General features: G+C 68.5%; 16 protein-coding genes and 1 tRNA gene. 8 read left to right on the forward strand and 9 right to left on the reverse strand.

Annotated features, from left to right (window positions below; all coding sequences use genetic code 11):
- Window positions 1-54 precede the first annotated feature (54 nt).
- The 3 genes from IAE24_RS12190 to IAE24_RS12195 all read left to right on the forward strand — a co-directional run bounded on the left by IAE24_RS12190 (window position 55) and on the right by IAE24_RS12195 (window position 2,637).
- Window positions 55-2,004, forward strand: coding sequence for a sigma-54-dependent Fis family transcriptional regulator (locus IAE24_RS12190; protein ID WP_199961391.1), 1,950 nt, complete (start codon window positions 55-57; stop codon window positions 2,002-2,004).
- Between the two features lie 129 nt (window positions 2,005-2,133).
- Complete coding sequence (locus tag IAE24_RS30575; RefSeq protein WP_013803059.1) at window positions 2,134-2,256, forward strand: hypothetical protein; 123 nt, start codon at window positions 2,134-2,136, stop codon at window positions 2,254-2,256.
- A 183-nt stretch (window positions 2,257-2,439) separates the two neighbouring features.
- Entirely contained in the window at window positions 2,440-2,637 is a 198-nt protein-coding gene (locus IAE24_RS12195; protein ID WP_233626277.1) for a hypothetical protein, read from the forward strand.
- 45 nt (window positions 2,638-2,682) lie between these two features.
- Here the strand turns inward: IAE24_RS12195 and IAE24_RS12200 are convergent, their stop codons facing one another.
- Together IAE24_RS12200 and IAE24_RS12205 are read right to left on the reverse strand one after the other, a co-directional pair.
- Complete coding sequence (locus IAE24_RS12200; protein ID WP_199961390.1) at window positions 2,683-4,626, reverse strand: hybrid sensor histidine kinase/response regulator; 1,944 nt, start codon at window positions 4,624-4,626, stop codon at window positions 2,683-2,685.
- Between the two features lie 86 nt (window positions 4,627-4,712).
- Complete coding sequence (locus tag IAE24_RS12205; protein WP_199961389.1) at window positions 4,713-5,006, reverse strand: DUF2789 domain-containing protein; 294 nt, start codon at window positions 5,004-5,006, stop codon at window positions 4,713-4,715.
- A gap of 207 nt (window positions 5,007-5,213) precedes the next feature.
- Between IAE24_RS12205 and IAE24_RS12210 the strand changes: the two genes are divergently transcribed.
- Window positions 5,214-5,477 (forward strand): hypothetical protein, encoded by a 264-nt coding sequence (locus tag IAE24_RS12210; RefSeq protein ID WP_099753056.1) that lies wholly within the window; start codon window positions 5,214-5,216, stop codon window positions 5,475-5,477.
- A gap of 78 nt (window positions 5,478-5,555) precedes the next feature.
- Here the strand turns inward: IAE24_RS12210 and IAE24_RS12215 are convergent, their stop codons facing one another.
- From IAE24_RS12215 to IAE24_RS12230, 4 genes are all read right to left on the reverse strand, one after another.
- A complete protein-coding gene (locus IAE24_RS12215; protein ID WP_199961388.1) occupies window positions 5,556-7,934 on the reverse strand; it encodes a TonB-dependent siderophore receptor in 2,379 nt (792 codons plus the stop codon).
- 212 nt (window positions 7,935-8,146) lie between these two features.
- Window positions 8,147-9,106, reverse strand: a complete 960-nt coding sequence (locus IAE24_RS12220) for a FecR family protein (protein WP_083571152.1) — start codon at window positions 9,104-9,106, stop codon at window positions 8,147-8,149.
- Window positions 9,096-9,644 (reverse strand): RNA polymerase sigma factor, encoded by a 549-nt coding sequence (locus tag IAE24_RS12225; RefSeq protein ID WP_013803066.1) that lies wholly within the window; start codon window positions 9,642-9,644, stop codon window positions 9,096-9,098. The genes IAE24_RS12220 and IAE24_RS12225 overlap by 11 nt, the downstream gene beginning before the upstream one ends.
- Before the next feature lie 120 nt (window positions 9,645-9,764).
- The gene (locus IAE24_RS12230) at window positions 9,765-10,721 is read right to left on the reverse strand and encodes a LysR family transcriptional regulator (RefSeq protein ID WP_013803067.1); all 957 of its coding nucleotides are present in this window, start codon (window positions 10,719-10,721) and stop codon (window positions 9,765-9,767) included.
- 106 nt (window positions 10,722-10,827) lie between these two features.
- On the opposite strand from IAE24_RS12230, the gene IAE24_RS12235 reads away from it, so the two are divergent.
- Window positions 10,828-12,045, forward strand: coding sequence for an MFS transporter (locus tag IAE24_RS12235; RefSeq protein ID WP_199961387.1), 1,218 nt, complete (start codon window positions 10,828-10,830; stop codon window positions 12,043-12,045).
- Window positions 12,046-12,068: 23 nt separating this feature from the next.
- On the opposite strand, the gene IAE24_RS12240 is transcribed toward IAE24_RS12235, so the two are convergent.
- The 3 genes from IAE24_RS12240 to IAE24_RS12250 form a co-directional block, all read right to left on the reverse strand.
- Window positions 12,069-13,787 carry a tetratricopeptide repeat protein gene (locus IAE24_RS12240; protein ID WP_233626276.1) on the reverse strand — a complete coding sequence of 573 codons (1,719 nt, stop codon included), beginning with the start codon at window positions 13,785-13,787 and terminating at the stop codon, window positions 12,069-12,071.
- Between the two features lie 184 nt (window positions 13,788-13,971).
- Window positions 13,972-15,072 carry a peptidoglycan-binding protein gene (locus IAE24_RS12245; protein WP_071955035.1) on the reverse strand — a complete coding sequence of 367 codons (1,101 nt, stop codon included), beginning with the start codon at window positions 15,070-15,072 and terminating at the stop codon, window positions 13,972-13,974.
- Between the two features lie 45 nt (window positions 15,073-15,117).
- On the reverse strand, window positions 15,118-16,089 hold the full coding sequence (locus IAE24_RS12250) for a hypothetical protein (RefSeq protein WP_325100529.1): 972 nt from the start codon (window positions 16,087-16,089) through the stop codon (window positions 15,118-15,120).
- 503 nt (window positions 16,090-16,592) lie between these two features.
- Between IAE24_RS12250 and IAE24_RS12255 the strand changes: the two genes are divergently transcribed.
- From IAE24_RS12255 to wecB, 3 genes are all read left to right on the forward strand, one after another.
- The gene (locus IAE24_RS12255) at window positions 16,593-16,751 is read left to right on the forward strand and encodes a hypothetical protein (RefSeq protein WP_199135639.1); all 159 of its coding nucleotides are present in this window, start codon (window positions 16,593-16,595) and stop codon (window positions 16,749-16,751) included.
- 33 nt (window positions 16,752-16,784) lie between these two features.
- Window positions 16,785-16,874, forward strand: a tRNA-Ser gene (locus IAE24_RS12260).
- Window positions 16,875-17,495: 621 nt separating this feature from the next.
- Complete coding sequence (gene wecB / locus IAE24_RS12265) at window positions 17,496-18,698, forward strand: non-hydrolyzing UDP-N-acetylglucosamine 2-epimerase (RefSeq protein WP_199135640.1); 1,203 nt, start codon at window positions 17,496-17,498, stop codon at window positions 18,696-18,698.
- Window positions 18,699-18,726: the final 28 nt, after the last annotated feature.

Consider the following 18,726-nt stretch of genomic DNA (forward strand, 5'->3'; position numbering starts at 1 on the left):
TGCAGGGCACAGAATCGTCTGCGGCACGTTCAAAGCCCGCATCGACTCCACGCCATGCCCCTGCAGTCCTACGCCTCGCACATCCAGGAAATCGAAGCCTTTGGCCTCGGCTACTCCAACCGCGGCCAAGAGCGCGACCGCGCCGTGCTGCGCAGCTGGCGCCGGTGCATCGATTCCCACCGGCTCGACCCGGCGCATACCAGCGAAGCCCACATCGTGACCGACGGCCAGCTGCGCGCGCACCGCGAGGAGTCCGAGCCGCTGATCCACATCGCCCGCCATGCGCTGGAGCGGCTGTACCAGCAGCTCAAGGGCCTGGACTACGTGCTGCTGCTGGCGGACCGGCACGGCGTGGCCGTGGACTTCCTCGGGCACGAGGCCGACGCTGGCGACCTGCGCCGCGCGGGCCTGTACCTGGGCGCGCAGTGGCGCGAGGACCACTCGGGCACCTCGGCCGTGGGCGCCTGCCTGGAAACGGGCGAGGCGCTGACCGTGCACCAGAGCGACCATTTCGACTTCACCCACACCGGCCTGTCCTGCACGGCCGCACCCATCTACGACATGCACGGCGAACTCGCAGCGGTGCTGGACCTGTCGCTGCTGCGCTCGCCCGCCGAGCGGGCCAGCCAGAACCTGGCGCTGAACCTCGTCGTGGCCGCTGCGCGGCGCGTGGAGCAGGCCAACCTGATGGCCCAGTCCGGCCAGGACTGGGTGGTGCGCCTGGCGCAGTCGCCCGATTTCCTCGACGTCGATCCCGACGCCTCCATCAGCGTGGACGCACGGGGCCGCATCCGCGCCATGACCCACGCGGGCGCCCGCCTGCTGGTGGCCGCCGCGCAGCTGGACTGGCGCCAGCGCCACAAGCTCATCGGCCAGCCGCTGGAGCGCTTCTTCGACGTGGACCTGCGCCACCTGCCCGAGCTGCGCCGCCATCGCCCGGCGCAGGAGCGCATCATCCGCGCCCGCGACGGCAGCATCCTCTTCGCCCATGCCATGGAGCCGCAGCGCCCGACACGCCGCCTGCGCGCGCAGGCCATGCCGGCGCAGCCCCCGCTGCCGGCAGCGCTGCAGGCGCTGGACACGGGCGATGCCAAGCTGCAGACGCTGCTGCGCAAGGCCGCACGGCTCGCGCCGCAAACGCTGCCCATCCTGGTGCAGGGGGAGACCGGCGCAGGCAAGGAATACCTGGCCCGCGCGCTGCATGCCAGCAGCGGCCGCAGCGGCGCCTTCGTCGCCATCAACTGCGCGGCCATTCCAGAGGCACTGCTGGAAAGCGAGCTGTTCGGCTACCTGCCCGGCACCTGGACCGGCGGCGCCAGCAAGGGCCGCGAGGGCCTGATCGCCGCGGCGCATGAAGGCACGCTGTTCCTCGACGAGATCGGCGATATGCCACTGGCCCTGCAAGCCAAGCTGCTGCGTGTCCTGTCCGAATCCGAAATCACCCCGCTGGGCGCCCGCGCGCCACGGGCCGTGTCCGTTCGCGTCATCTCGGCCTCGCACCGCCCGCTGGCCGAACTGGTGCGGCGCGGCAGCTTCCGCGAAGACCTGCTTTACCGCCTCAATGCCGCCGAGCTGCAACTGCCCGCCCTGCGCCAGCGCAGCGACCTGCAGGCCATTGCCGACCAGATGCTGGCCACGCTGGGCAGCCATCTGCACCTGGGCGACGCGGCCCGCGCGCTGCTGGCCGCGCACGCCTGGCCTGGCAACCTGCGCGAGCTGCACAACGCGCTGCGCTACGCCGCAGCCCTGTGCGGGAACGATGGCGACGGCAGCATCGAGCCCGACCACCTGCCCGACGCGCTGCACGGCACCCCGCCCTGCACCGCCGCCCTGGCCAGCAACACCAGCGAGTCCGCCGCACAGGCGCTGGAGCAACTGCTTGCCCAATGCCAGGGCAACGTCTCCGAGGCGGCGCGCCAGCTCGGCGTCAGCCGCTCCACCATCCACCGCCGCATCCAGCAGCTGCAGCTTGGCGTGCGGCATGCCCAATGGCGCGGGCCATAGGGCCGAGCGCCAACGGGCAACCGGCAACCGGCAACCGGCAATCCCGAAGCGTCGCTGACACGGTGTTACAGGAGCTGCGGCGTTCACAAGTAGATTGGCGCGTTTCGTCCATTGCAGCCCAAAAAAAAGATGAAACCCAAGATCAACTTCATTGAACGCGAGCGCCTGTTCCGGCGGGAACTGAAACGGCGAAAGGTCAGGTTCCTGCCCATGCAGGTATTGCGCCGGCTGTTCGAGAAGGCAGGTGTCTGAGCCCTCCCCCACGGCTACAACAACTGGAGCAGTTCCGGCTGCACATGCAGCCTGGTCAAACCCGCCGCATTCAGCGCTACACTGCCCGGCTCGCTGCCCATGGGCGATGCAATGAATACGGCCGGGTGACTTGGCCTGTATGGGCAGCTTTGGCTTTGGATTGCCCCAGAAAACCAGATCAAGATGACTGCCATCAACACTGCGCTCACGTTGGCGTGGATGCTTTCCTTGATCGTCATACCCGTTCTTGTTTTTCTAAAAACAAGGATGCCGCGGAGTACCTCCGCACAGCAAGTCATCAGTGATTACGACGCGCAATTGGCGTCGATTGAAGCCCACCTGCAGGCCAATCGCGCCATTGTTTCCACCCTGCCATCTTGATGTGATGGCTTGCGAAAACGCTTCGCAGGCCATCTCCATGGGGGCTCACGCCCTCACCAACTGATGCAGCAACTGGCTCAGATCCTCCTGCGAATACGGCTTGGCCAGCCGCGTCATTCCAGGCGGCAGCGCCGGGATGTCTGCAAAGCCGCTGGCCAGGATGAAATTCAAGCCTGGATACCGCTGCGCAATGTGTTCGGCCAGCTCGACGCCGTTCATGCCGGGCATGGCGTAGTCGGAGATGACCACGTCAAAGCGTGCCTGGCGCGCCAGCAGGTCGATGGCTTCCTGCCCGGCGCCGAGGGCCGTGACACGGTGGCCCAGGTCCTCCAGCAGGGCCGAGGCGTTGGCCAGCACCAGCGGGTCGTCGTCCACCAGCAGCACGTCCATGGGTCCCACGTCCTGCGTGCGCTGGGCGCCCAGGTGGCAGGCCGTGCTCTCGTCCTTGGAGATGGGCATCCACATCTCCACCGTGGTGCCGTTGCCCGGTGTGCTGTGCAGCACGAGCTTGCCGCCGGATTGGGCCACCAGCCCGTCCACCATGGCCAGGCCCAGGCCAGTGCCCTTGCCCACGCCCTTGGTGGTGAAGAAGGGCTCGACCACGCGGGACAGCGTCTGTTCGTCCATGCCCTCGCCGGTGTCCTCCACGCGCACGCAGACATACGAGCCTGCGGCAAGGCCTGCAAGCTGGCGCGGCAGCATCGTTTCCACGGCCGCCGCGATCTTGATGACGCCGCCGCCCGGCATGGCGTCGCGCGAGTTGGCGACGAGGTTGAGCATGCTGCTCTCGAACTGGCTGGGGTCGGTGAGGATGCGCGGCAGGTTGGCGGCCAGGGCCATCTTGAGAAAGATATGCGGGCCGGCCGCCTGCTGCAGCAGGCCTTGCAGGCCCGACAGCAGCACCGCCACGTCCACGGCCTCCGTCTTCAATTCCTGCTGCCGCGCAAAGGCCATCATGCGCTGGGTCAGCGAGGCGCCACGCTGGGCGCCGCGCGTGGCGGTCTCCACCAGCGCGCGCAGCCGCTCGTCGGGCGGCATGCGCTTGCGCAGCAGCTCCAGGCTGCTGAGCACCGCCATCAGCAGGTTGTTGAAGTCATGGGCCACGCCGCCCGTGAAGCGGCCGATGGCCTCCATCTTCAAGGCCTGGCGCAGCTGGGATTCGGCGGCCTTGCGCTCGGTCACATCGCGGGTGACCTTGGCAAAGCCGATCAGCCGGCCGTCATCGTAGATGGCATCGATGACCACCGAGGCCCAAAAGCGCGAGCCATCCTTGCGCACGCGCAGGCCTTCGGCCTCCATGCGGCCCGTGCTGACCGCCGTGCGCAGCCCCGCCTGGGGCAGCCCGGCCTGCTGGTCTTCGGGCGTGTAAAAGCGCGAGAAATGGGTGTTGAGGACCTCCTCCTCCTCATAGCCCTTGATGCGCTTGGCGCCCAGGTTCCAGCTCACGATGCGGCCTTCGGGGTCGAGCATGTAGATCGCATAGTCGGTCACGCTTTGCACCAGCAAGGCAAAGCTGCGCTCTGCGCTGGAAAGCGGGCTGGACAGGGGCGGGGGCGCGGACGGCGGCGCTGCAGGCGGGTGCGCATCGGCCTCGCGCACGCACAGCAGCAACGCCGGGCTGCCGTCCGGCAGCCGTATGCGCGATGTGCTCGAAGCCACGGGCCGCTCGCGCCCTGAACAGGTCAGCAGCGGCCAGCAGCTGGCCTGCCGGGGCTGTGCGGCCTGGGCAGGAGGCTCCCATTGGCGGCTTGCCCAGCCTGAACGCGCAGCCTGGGCGACGAAACGCTCTTCGAAAACGCTGCCCTCCAGCGCATCTCCGGAGTGGTCCAGCAGGCTGCGGGCCTGGCGGTTGCAGTGGGCCAGACGGCCGTCGAGCCCGACGACAAAGACGGCGTCGGGAAACGCATCCAGAACGGCGTGGCCCGGGTCAAGGGGCAAAAGAGCGTCGGAGCCTGGAGAGGCCGACGCCAGACCATTCGAGGTCAGCATGTGAGCGACTCCGTAGGCAAATGGGTTGAATGCGCCGCGAAAATTGTAAGCAGCACGGATTCATCGCAAGCGGTTGCATCACAGGATCAGGGACGCGCTTCCGGTTCGTGCTCGGAAGCCACCGGGGCAGGCGCGGCGTCCAGGTCGGGCTCGGAATGCAAGGCCTCGCTGAGCTGGTCCACCACCAGCGCCCAGGTCGCATCGGCATGCCACTGCTGCGAGAACAGGGCGCGTTGTGCATCGGTCCAGAACGGAGCGTCCACCAGCAGCGTGTTTTTCTCCAGGCGGTGCGAAAGAATGAACTGACGGATGCCCTCCGGGCTGGAATCCAGTCCCAGCTGATCGAAGAGGTTGGTCATGGTGGGTTCGGCTGTGATCATGGTGTGTCCTTCTTGGGTGTTGGCGGGGGTTGGTCCAAGGCTAGAAGCTCGGCCGGCTGCCCCATGTCGGACACCGAAGCAAGCTACCGTCGGAAGCCCTTCTGCGCTTGGGCCGCAGTGCCCGCGCACAGCACAGCCCTGCTCCTACAAGGCGGCACCAGCGCACTGGCGCACCATGCAGCCACCTCATCACAGGACACCTGTTCCATGAAAAAACTGCTGCTTGCCACCGCCATTTCCCTTGCCTTCGCCGCAGGCCTGTCGACCGCCCACGCCCAGGTGGGCAAGGCCGCCTCCGAGGCCACCGACGCCGCAGACCACAAGGTGAAGGAAAAGCAGGCCGACGCCAAGGCCAAGGACAGCGGGCCGGTCGGCAAGGCCGTTAACAACGTCAAGTCGGACTACCACAAGAAGCGCTCCAAGCAGTCGGCAGACAACGCCAAGGAATCGCTGAAGAAGGCGACCGAGTAAACGGCACGGCCCGGATGGACAAAGGCCCACTTGCGTGGGCCTTTGTCTTTTGGAGAGGCCGGCGCTGCCGGCGCGGCCTCAGAAGCTGTGCCGCAGCGTCACCATCACATTGCGCGGCGCACCGGGCAGGTTCAGGTTGGGGCTGGTGCCGTGGGCCGAGACGATGTAGCGGCGGTCGAACAGGTTGCGCAGGTTCAGCTGCACCGTGGTGGCACGGCCGATGCGGTACTGGGCCATGGCATCCACCACCGTGTAGGCGGGCAGCGTGACGGTGTTGCCGGGGTTGGCAAAGCGGTCGCCCACGTAGTTGAGGCCGCCGCCCACGGTCCAGGCATCGCCCAGGCGCTGGGTCAGCCAGACAGACAGGGAGTTCCTGGGCGTGATGGTGGCGCGCTTGCCCTGCACGGGCTGGCCGGCGTCCACGGTGGTGGATTCGGTGACCACGGCATCCAGGTAGGCGTAGCTGAAGGTGGCCTGGGTGCCGGGGCGCAGTTCGCCGGACAGCGACAGCTCCAGGCCGCGCGTGCGCTGCGTGCCGATGGGGATCAGCTGGGTGGGCTGGGCCGGGTTGGTGGTCTTGATGTCGGTGCGTTCCAGCTGGAACAGCGATGCCGTCGCCATGGCCTTGCCGTCCATCAGGTCCCATTTGCCGCCCACTTCATAGTTGGTGGTGCTTTCCGGCTTGATGGCGGCATTGGTGGCCGACAGCGCAAACATCTCGGCCGAAGGCTGGTAGGAGCGGCTGACCGACAGGTAATAGGACTGCACGGCATCGGGCTGCCACACCAGGCCGGCGCGCGGGCTCCAGGTGGAGTCCGTGCGGCTGAAGTCGCTCTGGCCGGCCAGGCGGTTGTCGGTTTCCTGGCCGAAGCGGTCATAGCGCAGGCCCACCAGCAGCTTCCACTGCGGCGACAGCGTGACCTGGTCCTGCAGGTACAGGGCCCGCGTGAGGTAGCGGTTGAGCGTGCTGCCGCTCAGGGTGCCGCCGCCGTTGAGCGGGGCCACGGGCAGCACGGGGTTCCAGAGGTTCACATTGGCCAGGGTGCCGCCGCTGTAGGACAGCGCATCCTTGTTCTGCTGGCCCAGCTCCAGGCCGTAGAGCACTTCATGCTGCACGCTGCCGGTGCTGAAATTCTGGATCAGCTCGGTCTGGTTGAAGATGCCGTGCTCGTTGCGGTCCACGCCCGAGCGGGTCAGCGCTACGGTGCCGGCCGCCTCGTTGGTGGTGCCGGCCGGCAAGGTGTTCTGGCGGTCCAGCTCGTAGTGGTAGTAGCGCAGCGCGTTGCGCACGCGCAGCGTGTCCGAGAAGCGGTGGTTGAAGGTGGCGGTGAAGGAGCCCACGGTGGATTCGGAGGTGTCCGCATCGCGCGCATTGGCCGAGCCGTAGTAGGTGCCGGGCGCCACATCCACGGGGCGGCCGCGGTAGGCGGGAATGCCGAAGTCGGTGACGCGCTTGTCGCGCAGCAGCTCGGCCTGCAGCGTCAGCGAGGTGTTGCCGTCCGGCTTCCACATGACGGAGGGGGCGATGGTCTCGCGCTTGAGGAACTGCTGGCTGCGGTAGCTGTTGGCGTCTTCGGCGGCGCCGGTGACGCGCCAGGACCAGTCGCTGCCCTCGGGCGCACGGCCCACGTCGAACTCTGCACGCTTGTCGGCCCAGCTTCCAATGCTGACGGCCACGTCGGAGACATTGACGCCCGGCTTCTTGGTCACGCGGTTGACCAGGCCGCCCGAGGAACCCCGGCCATAGAGCACGGCGGCCGGGCCCTTGACGACTTCCACGCGCTCGATGTTGGAGAGGTCGCGGAAATACAGCGCATCGTCGCGGAATCCGTCCACGAACTGGTCGCCGATGCTGGTGAAGCCGCGGATGCTGACCTGGTCGCGCTGGCCGTCGCCGTGCGACAGGCCGATGCCGGCCACGTTGCGCAGCGTGTCCTGCAGCGAGGTGGCGGCCTGGTCGCGCATGACCTGCTGGGGGATCACATTGATGGTCTGGGGCACGTCGCGCAGCGGCGCCTCGGTCTTGGTGCCGCTGGCGGCCGAGGGGGCGTAGTAGGCCGTGTCCTCCGCGCGCGAGGCCAGCACGCGCACTTCTGCCATGACGGCACCCCCAGCGCCGGAGCTGGCAGCCGGGCCGCCGCTGCGCTCCACGGTGAAGGTGCGCTCATCCTGCGCACGCACCTGCAGGCCGCTGCCGGCCAGCAGGCGCTGCAGGGCCTCGCGCACTTCCAGCGTGCCGCGCAGCGCAGGCGCCTGCAGGCCCTGGGCCACATCGGTGAGGAAGATGATCTGGGCGCCGCTTTGGCGCGCCAGCGCGTTCAGCGACTGGGCCAGCGGCTGGGCCGGCAGATCCACGGCCAGGGGCTGGGCATGGGCCAGGCCGGCAATGCACAGTGCGGCGGCCAGGGCCGCGATGCGAAGGCGCGGCAGGCCGGTGACGGTAGGGGAAGGGTTCATGGCGACATCTCTCCTGAGGCGTTGGGTACGGAATACGGGATACGGCGGCGGCGGCAGGCCCCTCCAGGGCCTGTTCGGCCCCGGGCGCGATGCCGGTCTGCCTGTAAGCCGCTGCAGCGCGCAGGTTTGTACACATGGCCAAGGAAAATTTCTGGATCAGGCCAGCGGCTGCAGGGACAACTGCCGGGCGGCCTACCTGCGCCTACCTGCGCCTACCTGTGGCGCGTGGAGATCAGCACGCGGCCGTCGTCCTCATGCCGCACCTGCACGGGCGCAAGGCGAGGCAGCAAGTCCAGCAGCTGGTCGATGCGGTCCAGGTCGAACTGCCCCGAGATGCGCAGCTGCGCCGCATGCCGGTCGGCCAGCACGATGGGTGCGCTGCGGTAGCGCTGCATCTGCGCCACGGCCTCGGACAGCGGCGTGCCGTCCAGCACCAGGCGGCCCTCCCGCCAGGCCAGGGCGGCCAGGGCAGCGGCGCCGTCGCCCGCCTCTGCCGGCACGAGCTGCGGCAGCGGCCGGCCGGCGCGCGTGCGCAGGTGCTGGCCGGTGGACAGCTCCACGGGTGCGCCGCCACCCTCCATGGAATGCACGCGCACCCTGCCCTGCAGCACGGTGATGTCGGCGCCATCCTCATGGCGGTGCACGCCGAACACGGTGCCGATGTCCTGCACCACCACGCCGCCGGCCTGCACGGTGAAGGGCCGCTGCAGCCAGGGCACCCAGCCGTGCCAGAAGGCATGGGATACCTCGAAGGACGCCTCCCCCTGGTCCAGCACCAGGCGGCGCGAGCGCAGGTGCTGCGCCACTTGCACGCGCGAGCCGGTGTTCAGCCGCACCTCGCTGCCATCGGCCAGTTGCCAGCTCTGGCGCTGGCCCACGGCCGTCGCCAGGGTCTGGCGCTGCAGCGCGGGGTCGGCCCAGAGCAGCAGCGCCAGCGCCGCCAGGGCCGCAGCCGTGCCTGCGCGCAGCGCCCTGCGCTGGCGCAGCTTCTGGCGCTGGGCGGCGGCCTGCTCGATTTCCTCGGGCGTGGGCAGGTGCCGGCGCAGCATGTCGGCAAAGGGGGCCAGGGCGTCATCGACGGGCAGATGGGCGCTGCGCCCCGAAGACTGCGCAGAAGCACCCTGGCGCGCGCTGCGCGTGCCGCCTGTGCTGCGCGTGATCTCAGGCGGCATGGTCGGCCGTGAGCACGGGCTGCACATCGCGCAGTGCACGCGCCAGATGGCGGGCCACCATGCCGCGCGAGATGCCCATGCGCTGTGCGGCCTCTTCCTGCGGCATGCCGTAGAGCTTGGTGAGGATGAAGGCCTCGCGGCTGGCCTGGGGCAGCTGCTCTATCGCCACCAGCAGCGCGCGCTGGCGCTGGGCGGCGGCCACGGCCAGCTCGGGCGGGGACAGCGGCATGGCGGCGGCGGGGGCAAGGCGCTCTTCCAGCTCGGCGCCATCGAAGGGCGTTTCGGGCCGGCGCGCCTGGGCCCGATGGCGGTCTATGGCCAGGTCACGCGCCAGATGCCGCAGAAAGGCCAGCGGGTTGGCAATGCCCTGGGGAACGGGCCGCTCCATCAACCGCAGGCACAGCTCGTTGACGATTTCGCGGGGCTGGCATTCATCGCCGAAGCGGTGGCGCAGGAAACCGACCAGTTCGTCATAGTGCTGCACCAGCTGGGCCAGCAGGGGCTCGGCGGGCGGTTGTAGCGTGGAGGGGGACGGCATGGAGGAAAAGCCAATCGCGAAGAAGATCGCAAATGATTCTTATTATCCTATGCAGTTGCCATGCTTACCGTTGGCAAACCGGGCGGTGACGCGCCGCCGCAACAGCGGCGGGCGAACGGCTCAGGGCAGCGGCGCGCGCATTCCGGTGAGTCCCGGCATGACCTCCCGCATGGCCGCGATGAAGGCGCGCAGGCGCGCCGGCTGGTGGCGCGCCGGCGGATACACCAGGTGCACGGGTAGCGGCGCGGCCTGCCAGTCCGGGGCCAGGTGCACCAGGCGGCCCGCCTCCAGATCGTCGCGCACGATCCAGGCCGAGGCCAGGGCTGCACCCAGCCCGCCCAGGGCGGCGTTGCGCAGCGCATAAAGGCTGTCGGTGCTGAGCCGGGGCTCGAACTGCAGGCGCCAGGATTTGCACACCCGCTCATCGCCCACGCGGTGCAGTTCCAGCTCGCGCTGGTAGAAAGTGCGTAGCGCAATCCAGGGCAGCCCCTGCAGCTCGCGCGGGTGCTGGGGCACGCTGCCCTGCCCCAGCAAGGCAGGCGCGGCCACGGCAATGCGCGGCACCTCGGCCACGCGCAGCGCGACCACCGATGGATCGACCACGGCGCCCACCTGCACGGCGCAGTCGATGCCCTCGGCAATGAAGTCCGGCTGGCGGTCATGCAGCAGCCACTCGACCTTGACGGCCGGATGGCGGCCCAGGAACTGCAGCAGCGGCGCCATGAGCTGGTCCTGGCCGAAGGCGTGGGGCGCGACCACGCGCAGCAGGCCGCGCGGCGTGTCCTGGGCGCCGCGCAGGTCGGACTCCAGCGCCCGCCATGTATCGAGCAGTTCGCGCGCATGGGCCAGGCAGCGCTCTCCGTCGTCGGTCAGCGCCATGGCGTGGGTGGAGCGCCGCAGCAGGCGCAGGCCCAGCGCGCGCTCCAGCGTCTGCAGGCGCCGGCTGACCGTGGGCTGGGTGGTGGACATCTGCTGCGCGGCGGCCGAGAGGCTGCCGCTTTCGACGATGCGCACAAAGGTCTGCAGCAGTTCGATGCGGTCTGCGCCCGAAGGCAGGGAGAGGTCGGCGATGGTCATACGCCAAGCGTATATCGATTCTGCGGACGCAGCCACTACCGTGGGCTGCTGCATCGCACCACACTACGGCCATCGTTTCTCAAACACGCCGTATCGGCGGATCAACATGTCTTGCATTCAATCTACGCATAACCAGGCGGCCACCAGCGAAAAGGCAGCCGGCGTGCCCCGGTCGCTGGTGCTGCTGATGGCGACCACGGCGGGCGTGGGCGTGGCCTCGCTCTACTACAGCCAGCCCATGCTGGGCGTGCTCGGCCCCGACCTGGGCGCGGGCGAGCGCGCCGTGGGCTTTGTGCCCACGCTGACCCAGCTGGGCTATGCGCTGGGCATTTTGCTGCTGGCACCTCTGGGCGACCGCATGGACCGCCGGCGCATCATCCTGGCCAAGACCGCCGCGCTGATGCTGGCCCTGCTGGCCAGCGGGCTGGCCCCGGGCCTGGCGCCGCTGCTGGCCGCCAGCCTGGCCGTGGGCCTGGCTGCCACCCTGGCGCAGGATGTGGTGCCGGCCGCCGCCACGTTGGCGCCCGAGCACCAGCGTGGCAAGGTGGTGGGCACGGTGATGACGGGGCTGCTGCTGGGCATTTTGCTGTCGCGCGTGGTCAGCGGGCTGCTGGCCGAGCATGGCGGCTGGCGCAGCGTCTACCTGCTGGCCGCCGCTGCCATGGCACTGCTGGGGGCGGCCCTGTGGCGCGGGCTGCCCAGTTTCAGGCCGACCACGCAACTGGGCTATGGCGCGCTGCTGCGCTCCATGGTGCAGCTGTGGCGCTGCCAGCCCGCGCTGCGCCGTGCGGCCCTGGCCCAGGGCCTGCTGTCGGTGGCCTTCAGTGCCTTCTGGTCCACGCTGGCCGTGATGCTGCACCAGCAGTTCCACATGGGCAGCGCCGCAGCCGGCGCCCTGGGTCTGGCGGGCGCCGCCGGTGCGCTGGCCGCGCCGCTGGCAGGCCGGCTGGCCGACCGCAGCGGCCCGCAGCGCGTGACCTGCCTGGGTGCGGGCCTGGCCCTGGCGTCGTTTGCCGTGCTGGCACTGTCGCCCTGGCTGCCAGCCGGCGCACAGTTGCCGCTGCTGGTGGCCAGCGCCATCGGTTTCGACTTCGGCATCCAGGCGACGCTGGTGGCGCACCAGACCCTGGTGTATGGCCTGGACCCCGCTGCACGCAGCCGGCTCAATGCGCTGCTGTTCACGGGCGTGTTCATCGGCATGGCCTCGGGCTCGGCGCTGGGCGCACTGGCCCTGGCGCAGTGGGGCTGGGGCGGGGTGGTGGCCCTGGCCTGCGCGGCATCGGCGGCGGCCTTGGCCGTGCGGCTGGCGGGCCGCAACCGCTGAACTTCCACGGGCTGCCGGCAGGCTTATGCCCCGCCCTGCAGCCGTGCCGCGCGCTGGGCCAGCCGCTGCTGCTCCGAGGCGCGCAGGGCAGCGATCTGCGCCAGGATCTGCTGCTGCTTTTCCATCAGGCGCTGCGTGTGCACGCCATGCGCATCCCCCGCCAGGCCCTGGGCGATGCAGGCCAGCGCGCGCGCCGGGTCGCCGCGCTGTTGCCAGGTGTAGGCCAGGTTGAGCTGGGTGCGCGCATCGCGCGGGTCTATGCCTTCGGCCTGCAGGTAGGCCTCATGCGCGGCCGCGAACTGCTCCTGGCAGAACAGGCAGTCGCCCAGCACATTCCACAGCCAGGTACTGAGCCAGGGATTGAGGTCCAGCGCGCTGCGCGCCAGCTCGATGCCGGCGGCAAAGTCCCGCAGCTGCAGGCCCACGAATTCGGCCACCTCGCCCAGCAGCCGCCAGTCGCGCGGGCTGCGGGTAATGGCCTGGCGGTAGCTTTCCAGGGCGGCGTCCTGGCGGCCCGACTCCAGGTGCGTGCGGGCCTCATGGGCCGGGGCCTCGAAGAACTGCTGCGCGTCGGCGCTGAAGCGGTTGAGAAAGGCTGCCGCCGTGCGCTCGCATCCTTCGCCGATCAGCAGCCGCGCATGGATGGCCCTTTGCGCATCGCCCGAAGGCGCCAGCACCTGCCAGCCCTCGCGCCCGAACAATTGCGCCAGCAGCGGAAAGTTCAGGCCGATGGCGCTGGTGCGGCCAAAGCGCTGGGAGGCGCCCGCTTGGGCCGCCGCCTCGGGCGTGCAGGCGCCGTAGTCGTTGATGAGCACCAGCCCCTTGGGCGCCAGCCGCTTGTGCAGCGTCTGCAGCGCGCCAAAGGCGCCGTGGTTGACCAGCAGGCGCGGTGCCGCCTCGCTGACGGACAAGGCGGCATCCACCCAGGGCGACAGCGCTGCCTGGTCGCAGTCGAAGAAGCCCACCTCCTGCTCGAACAGGCCCACCAGGGGCAGCAGGCGCGCGCGCTGGGCCGCATCCGCATGGTCCACCAGGGCACGGATCTCGCCCGGCGACAGCGCGGTGTACTGGCGCACGAGCTGGGCGTCATCGGTGAGGCGGGTGCGTATGCGCAATTCCTGCACCGGCCCGTCGCCCTGCCGCCGCACGACGGTGGCAGGCAGCACGTCCAGCACGTAGTTGCAGAACACGGCGTGCAGCGGCGGCAGGGGCACCGTGCTGCCGTCCGGCAGCTGAACGGCCTCGGGCCGCATGGCGTCGCAGCAGCCGGCCACGACCTGGCCGCCGAACTCGGCAAACAGCGCGCGCTCCTGCCATTGCGCGACCGTGCGGGGAGAGCCATCGGTGACGTAGTAGACCAGCCGATGGTCGAAATCACGCCCTTCCTGCTGGCACAGGTGCCGGAAGGCCTGCAGGAACATGCGCGCAAACAGGCCGCAGCCAGCGCCCAATTCCAGCACGGCGATGGCGCCTTGCGGCGCGGTGTCCGCGCAGTGGTGGAACAGCAGGGCCGCCGCATCCTCCGAGAGGCGGCCGCTGTTGTTGACCACGTAGGGCACTTCGTTCTCGGCAAAGGTCAGCAGGCCGGCCTGCGCCCAGTGCAGATGGCCCAGCTCCCACTCGATGCTTTCGGTGATGGGGCGAAAGTCCTGCAGCAGCTGCGAGGCAACGCGCACGCCTGAAAGAACGTCCTGCGGGGCGCGGATGGCAGGCGGCCCGCCCGGCGCTGCGTCAGCGTCCATGGCGGAAAGGGACGCCGGAAGGGCCGCCGAAAGGGACGCGGACAGGGACACAGGCAGGGGCAGCGAAAGGGACAGTGGCGCGCGCAGGGCGGCCTCCCCCGTCGAAGGGTCGATTCTCAAGATGCTCTCTCCGGAAGATGCGATGGGAGTGACGCCTGCCTGCACGGCAGGCGTCCGGCCAGGCTCAGGGCACGGGCGCCCACTTGGACCAGTTCAGGTCGGCCTGCTCGAAATCGGCCTTGAGCATGCGGCGCATGGCGTCCACCTCGTTCTGGGTGATCTGCGCTTCCTTGACCTGCTTGCCGGTGGCCGCCGTGCGGGCCTTGGCAAGATCGGCCTTGGTCACGGAGGCTGCTCCAGCCCAGATGGACTTGGCGGACCCCACGTTCACCCAATGCTTGCCCTGGGACTGCAGGTCGGCCTGGTAGGCGGATTTCCAGCCCATGTTGTTCTGCGACACGGCGTTGAGCAGCTTGGCCAGCGAGCGCTGGTTGCTCACCCCCTGCTGGGCGAATGCCTGCAGGTGAACGCGCTCGAACTTCAGCGGCAGCAGGCCCTGCTTGGCCGCCAGGCTGTCGCGCTCATTCCACCAGCGCGATGCATCGGCGGACTTGACGGCCTCCAGCTGGTTGAGCCAGTCGGCGTCGGTGACGATGCTGCCGTCGCCCTTGACCCACTGGAAGCGCTTGAAGCCGATGTCGGCCGCGCGGCCGAAGTTGTGGTTGCTCTCGCCCGGGCCGGCCTTGGTCTGGGTCTCGGCGGCCTGCTGGGCAAAGGTGCGCCGGCGCCCCGTGGGCGTGATCCACAGCGCGATCTTGTGCGTGTCATACATCTGCTGCACCAGGCTGGCCAGCTTGGCGCGGAAGGTGGGCTCGTACTCCGCATCGTTGGCAATGGCGGCCTTGCTGGTGGCCACGTCCTGGGCCTTGGCCTCCAGGTACACCGTCTTGGAGTTCTGCGCGGCGCGCATGCCCTGGTGCGAGGCCGGCAGCATGCCGCTGAGCTTGGCCACCGTGGCCCCTCCGGCTGCCGCCAGGCCCAGCGCCTCCTTGGCACCCCCGGCCTGCGGCTGGCCCGGCGCGGCCTTGGCGGCGGCCAGCTTGTGGTCGTTCTGGAAACGCTCCAGCGCGGCGCGCGTCTGCGCGCCGTAGCTGCCGTCGTAGTCCACGCCCAGATACGGCGCGTTCTTGGCGTCCTTGACCACGCGCAGCATGGCCTGCAGCAGGGCCACGTCATGCACCTGGTTGCTGCCGCCCTCGCCTACGCTGTCCTTGATGTCAGGCATGTTTCTCCCCTCTTTGTGGTTGTCGATATGGCCCGCAGCAACGGCTCAGCGGGCGGGCTCGGGTTTGCGGTCGGGTTTGTTGCCGGGTTTTTTGCCGGGATTCAGGCCGGCATCCGGCAGCAGGTGCACCAATGGCACGGTGCGCGGCTGCAGGCTGGCCGAGCAGGCACGCAGCCGCAGAGATTCAGCATGCGCCTGCGCCATGTCCGCCGCCACCTGCACCAGGGCGTGATGGGGCGCGGCGCCTGCGGGGCGTGTGCGCACGACGGAATAGGCGCCCAGGCATTCGGCCTGCTGCGCGCGCGCGGCACGTGCTGCCGCCACGCTGGCATAGCGCGCCGCCACCACGGCCTGCACGGCGGCCGGTGGTGCCGAGGCCTGCTCGGCAAACGCCTGCCGGCTCTTGTTCCAGCGCAGGCTGCGGGTCTCGATCTGGTCGGGCGCATCGTCCTGCGGTGATGCATAGCGCACCAGCAGCACCGGAATCCGGCCCGTGGGCGCCAGCACCCAGCTTTGGTAGTTGCCCTGGGGCTCGTCGTACTGCCAGGCCAGGTGCGGGCCCTGGGCGGTGGCGACATACAGCGCATGGCGGCGCTTGGGATGCTCAAAGCCCCCCATCTGCGTGACCAGCAGCGCACGCGAGCCGCCCTGCACACCGGGCAGGCGCAAGCTGCGCACGGCAGCGGTGACGGTGTCTTCTTCCTCTCCAGTCGTCCACACGCGCTCAATGTGCTGGAGCCCTGCTGCCGCAGACAGCGGATCACCCACGCCGTACAGCGGATCGGGCTGCGCCAATTGCGCCGGCCTCCTGGACGCAGGCCAGGACAGCGCCGCTGGCTGGCCCTGCTGCACACCGGCACGCACCAGCCGCAACTCAAAGGGACAAGGCGCCGCCGTGCAGGCAGGCAGCGACAACTCATAGGCAGGCGCCCCCTTGGCCGTGCCGGACGGCAGGCTTTCCAGCACCTGCCGCTGCGGCCCGGCAGCGAACGCCGCCCCGGCACCCAGCACCGCCACAAGGCTCAAGGCCAGTGCCCGCCATGGCAGCGCCCCGCCACAGTAAAAATCGGAGCGCATTGAATGGTGAGCCATGGTGATAGCGGGTTTCTATGATTGGCCTGGGCTGTCGACACGCCGCAATACAGGAGGAATCTGCCGCAATGGGCTTGAAACAGGCATTTCAAGGCCCGGCGCCGCAGGCATTGTCTACAAGCTGGCATGCGGCGTCTGTTGCAAAATGCATCCGGCGCTTGAGAATTGCATTCAACATTTGCAATTCGTCCAGGATGCATTCTGGAACCTTTCAAACCAGATAGATTTCATTTGAACAAAAATCAACAACATCAATGACTTACATGAAATTCACTCCAATTTCACAAAGCAAGGAAAATACCTTCTTGTATACATGACAGCTCCCGACATCTGCTTCCATCGAATGCACCGGGCTGAGGAAAACCTGAATCAATGCGGATACGCCATGGGTTGCCCACTGCAAATAGTGCGCACCGAGGATTCCCTAGATGGACCCGCATCAAAAGTTCGCCGGATTTCACGATACTGCAACCATTCACCATCCCAAATGGCTTGCGGCTGAACGACCGGAGCTGCCTTGCCGGTTTTACCTGCAAGGTGCGGCGGGACGCATGCGCATCGCTGCCGGTTCCAGCTTCTTACCGTGACCGCCCGAAATCACTGCTACAATCGCTGGCTTCGGAGAGGTGGATGAGCGGTTTAAGTCGCACGCCTGGAAAGCGTGTGTGGGCTAATCCCCACCGCGGGTTCGAATCCCGCCCTCTCCGCCATACACCCAGCAAAACGGGCCCCTACACGGGGCCCGTTTTCGTTTCCGGGCCGGCTTGTGGCAAGGTTCATGCCCAGGTTTGCGCCCGCCGCGCCCGCCCCTGCCCCGGCCCCGCGCACCGGCCGCACATCAGGGAAAGCGACAGCACGGACGCCCCCTCCAAGCCTTGCGCAGACGCGCCCCAGGGCTTGCAATAGGCAGCAGCTGGCAGCAATAGGCAAGCGTCTGACAAGCACATCCTTGTTTCGGTGATGTACTAGCTGCAACAAAGCCCCCAGGCGCGCAGCTTTGTGCAACAGCACCCCTGGCGCGAACGTGCATCCAGCCCCATGGCGCGCATGGCTTGCGGCGCTTGAGATTCGACGGAGGTTCCCCAATGGAAAGCAAGGTCATCAAGCTCCCTCAAGTCCTCTTAACTTCCGTCAATTTCTCTCAATTGACGATAGTTTTCAATCGAACCGGAGCAATCGATCGAAAATTCCAAAAACCCGCCGTATATTCCACACCGCTTTGCAGCCTGCCCGGCCCGTCTTCGGGCTGAGACGGGTCCCGCCCCTGCCGGGTACAGCGCAGCACAAGAACGCACAAGCGAAGAGCACAGGAAAACGCAAAAGGGGTTGGCATGAAGATTCTTTCGTTTTTCGGGACCCGTCCCGAGGCCATCAAGATGGCGCCACTGGTCACGGCCCTGTCGCAGACGCGGGGCATCGAGAGCGTGGTGTGCGTCACCGGCCAGCACCGGCAGATGCTGGACCAGGTGATGGATCTGTTCGGCCTGCAGGCGCAGCACGATCTCGCCGTCATGCAACCCAACCAGACGCTCAACGGCCTGTTCTCCCGCGTGGTGGCAGGTGCCGATGGCGTGCTGGAGCAGGAAAAGCCCGACTACGTGCTGGTGCACGGCGACACCAGCACGGCCACCGCCTGCGCGCTGGCGGCGTTTCACCGTCGCATTCCGGTGGGCCACGTGGAAGCCGGCCTGCGCACCGGCGATCTGGCCCAGCCCTTTCCCGAAGAGATGAACCGCCGCGTGGTCGATGTGGTCAGCCAGTGGATGTTTGCGCCCACGCCCACGTCGCGCGCCAACCTGCTGGGCGAGAACCTGCAGGGCCGCATCGCCGTGACGGGCAACACCGTCATCGATGCGCTGGCCACGCTGTGCGACCGGCTCGATGCCCAGCCCGAGCTGGCCCGCGCCATTGCCCAGCGCCATCCCTGGGTGGATGCGCAGCGCCCGCTGCTGCTGGTCACGGGACACCGGCGCGAGAATTTCGGCGAAGGCTTCCAGAACATCTGCGCTGCGCTGGCCGAGCTGGCGCAGCGCCATCCGGACCTGCTCATCGTCTACCCCGTGCACTTCAACCCCGCCGTGCGTGAAGTGGTCATGCGCACGCTGGGCGGCATGGACAACATCCGCCTCATCGATCCGCTGGACTATGTGGACTTCGTCTGGTTCATGCAGCGCGCCCACATCATCCTGACCGACTCCGGTGGCGTGCAGGAAGAGGCGCCCTACCTGGGCAAGCCCGTGCTGGTGATGCGCGACGTGACCGAGCGGCCCGAGGCCGTATCGGCCGGCACCGTGCTGCTGGTGGGCACGCAGCGCGCGCGCATCGTGGCCGAGGTCAACCGGCTGCTGGCCGACGAGGTGCACCACGCCTCGTTTGCGCGCCGCATCAATCCCTATGGCGATGGCCAGGCCTCGCAGCGCATCGTGCGTGCCCTGCTGGGACAGCCCTTCGACGAGTTTGCCGCCGGACACACAGGCGGCGCGGCCGTCCCGGGCATCGCGGCCGCCGTGACCAAGGGCATGGCGCCGGCCTGAACCACGCACGCACCACCCCGCGCACCAC

This window comes from Delftia sp. S65 (assembly GCF_016516495.1).
GTDB classification, from domain to species: Bacteria; Pseudomonadota; Gammaproteobacteria; order Burkholderiales; family Burkholderiaceae_C; genus Comamonas; species Comamonas acidovorans.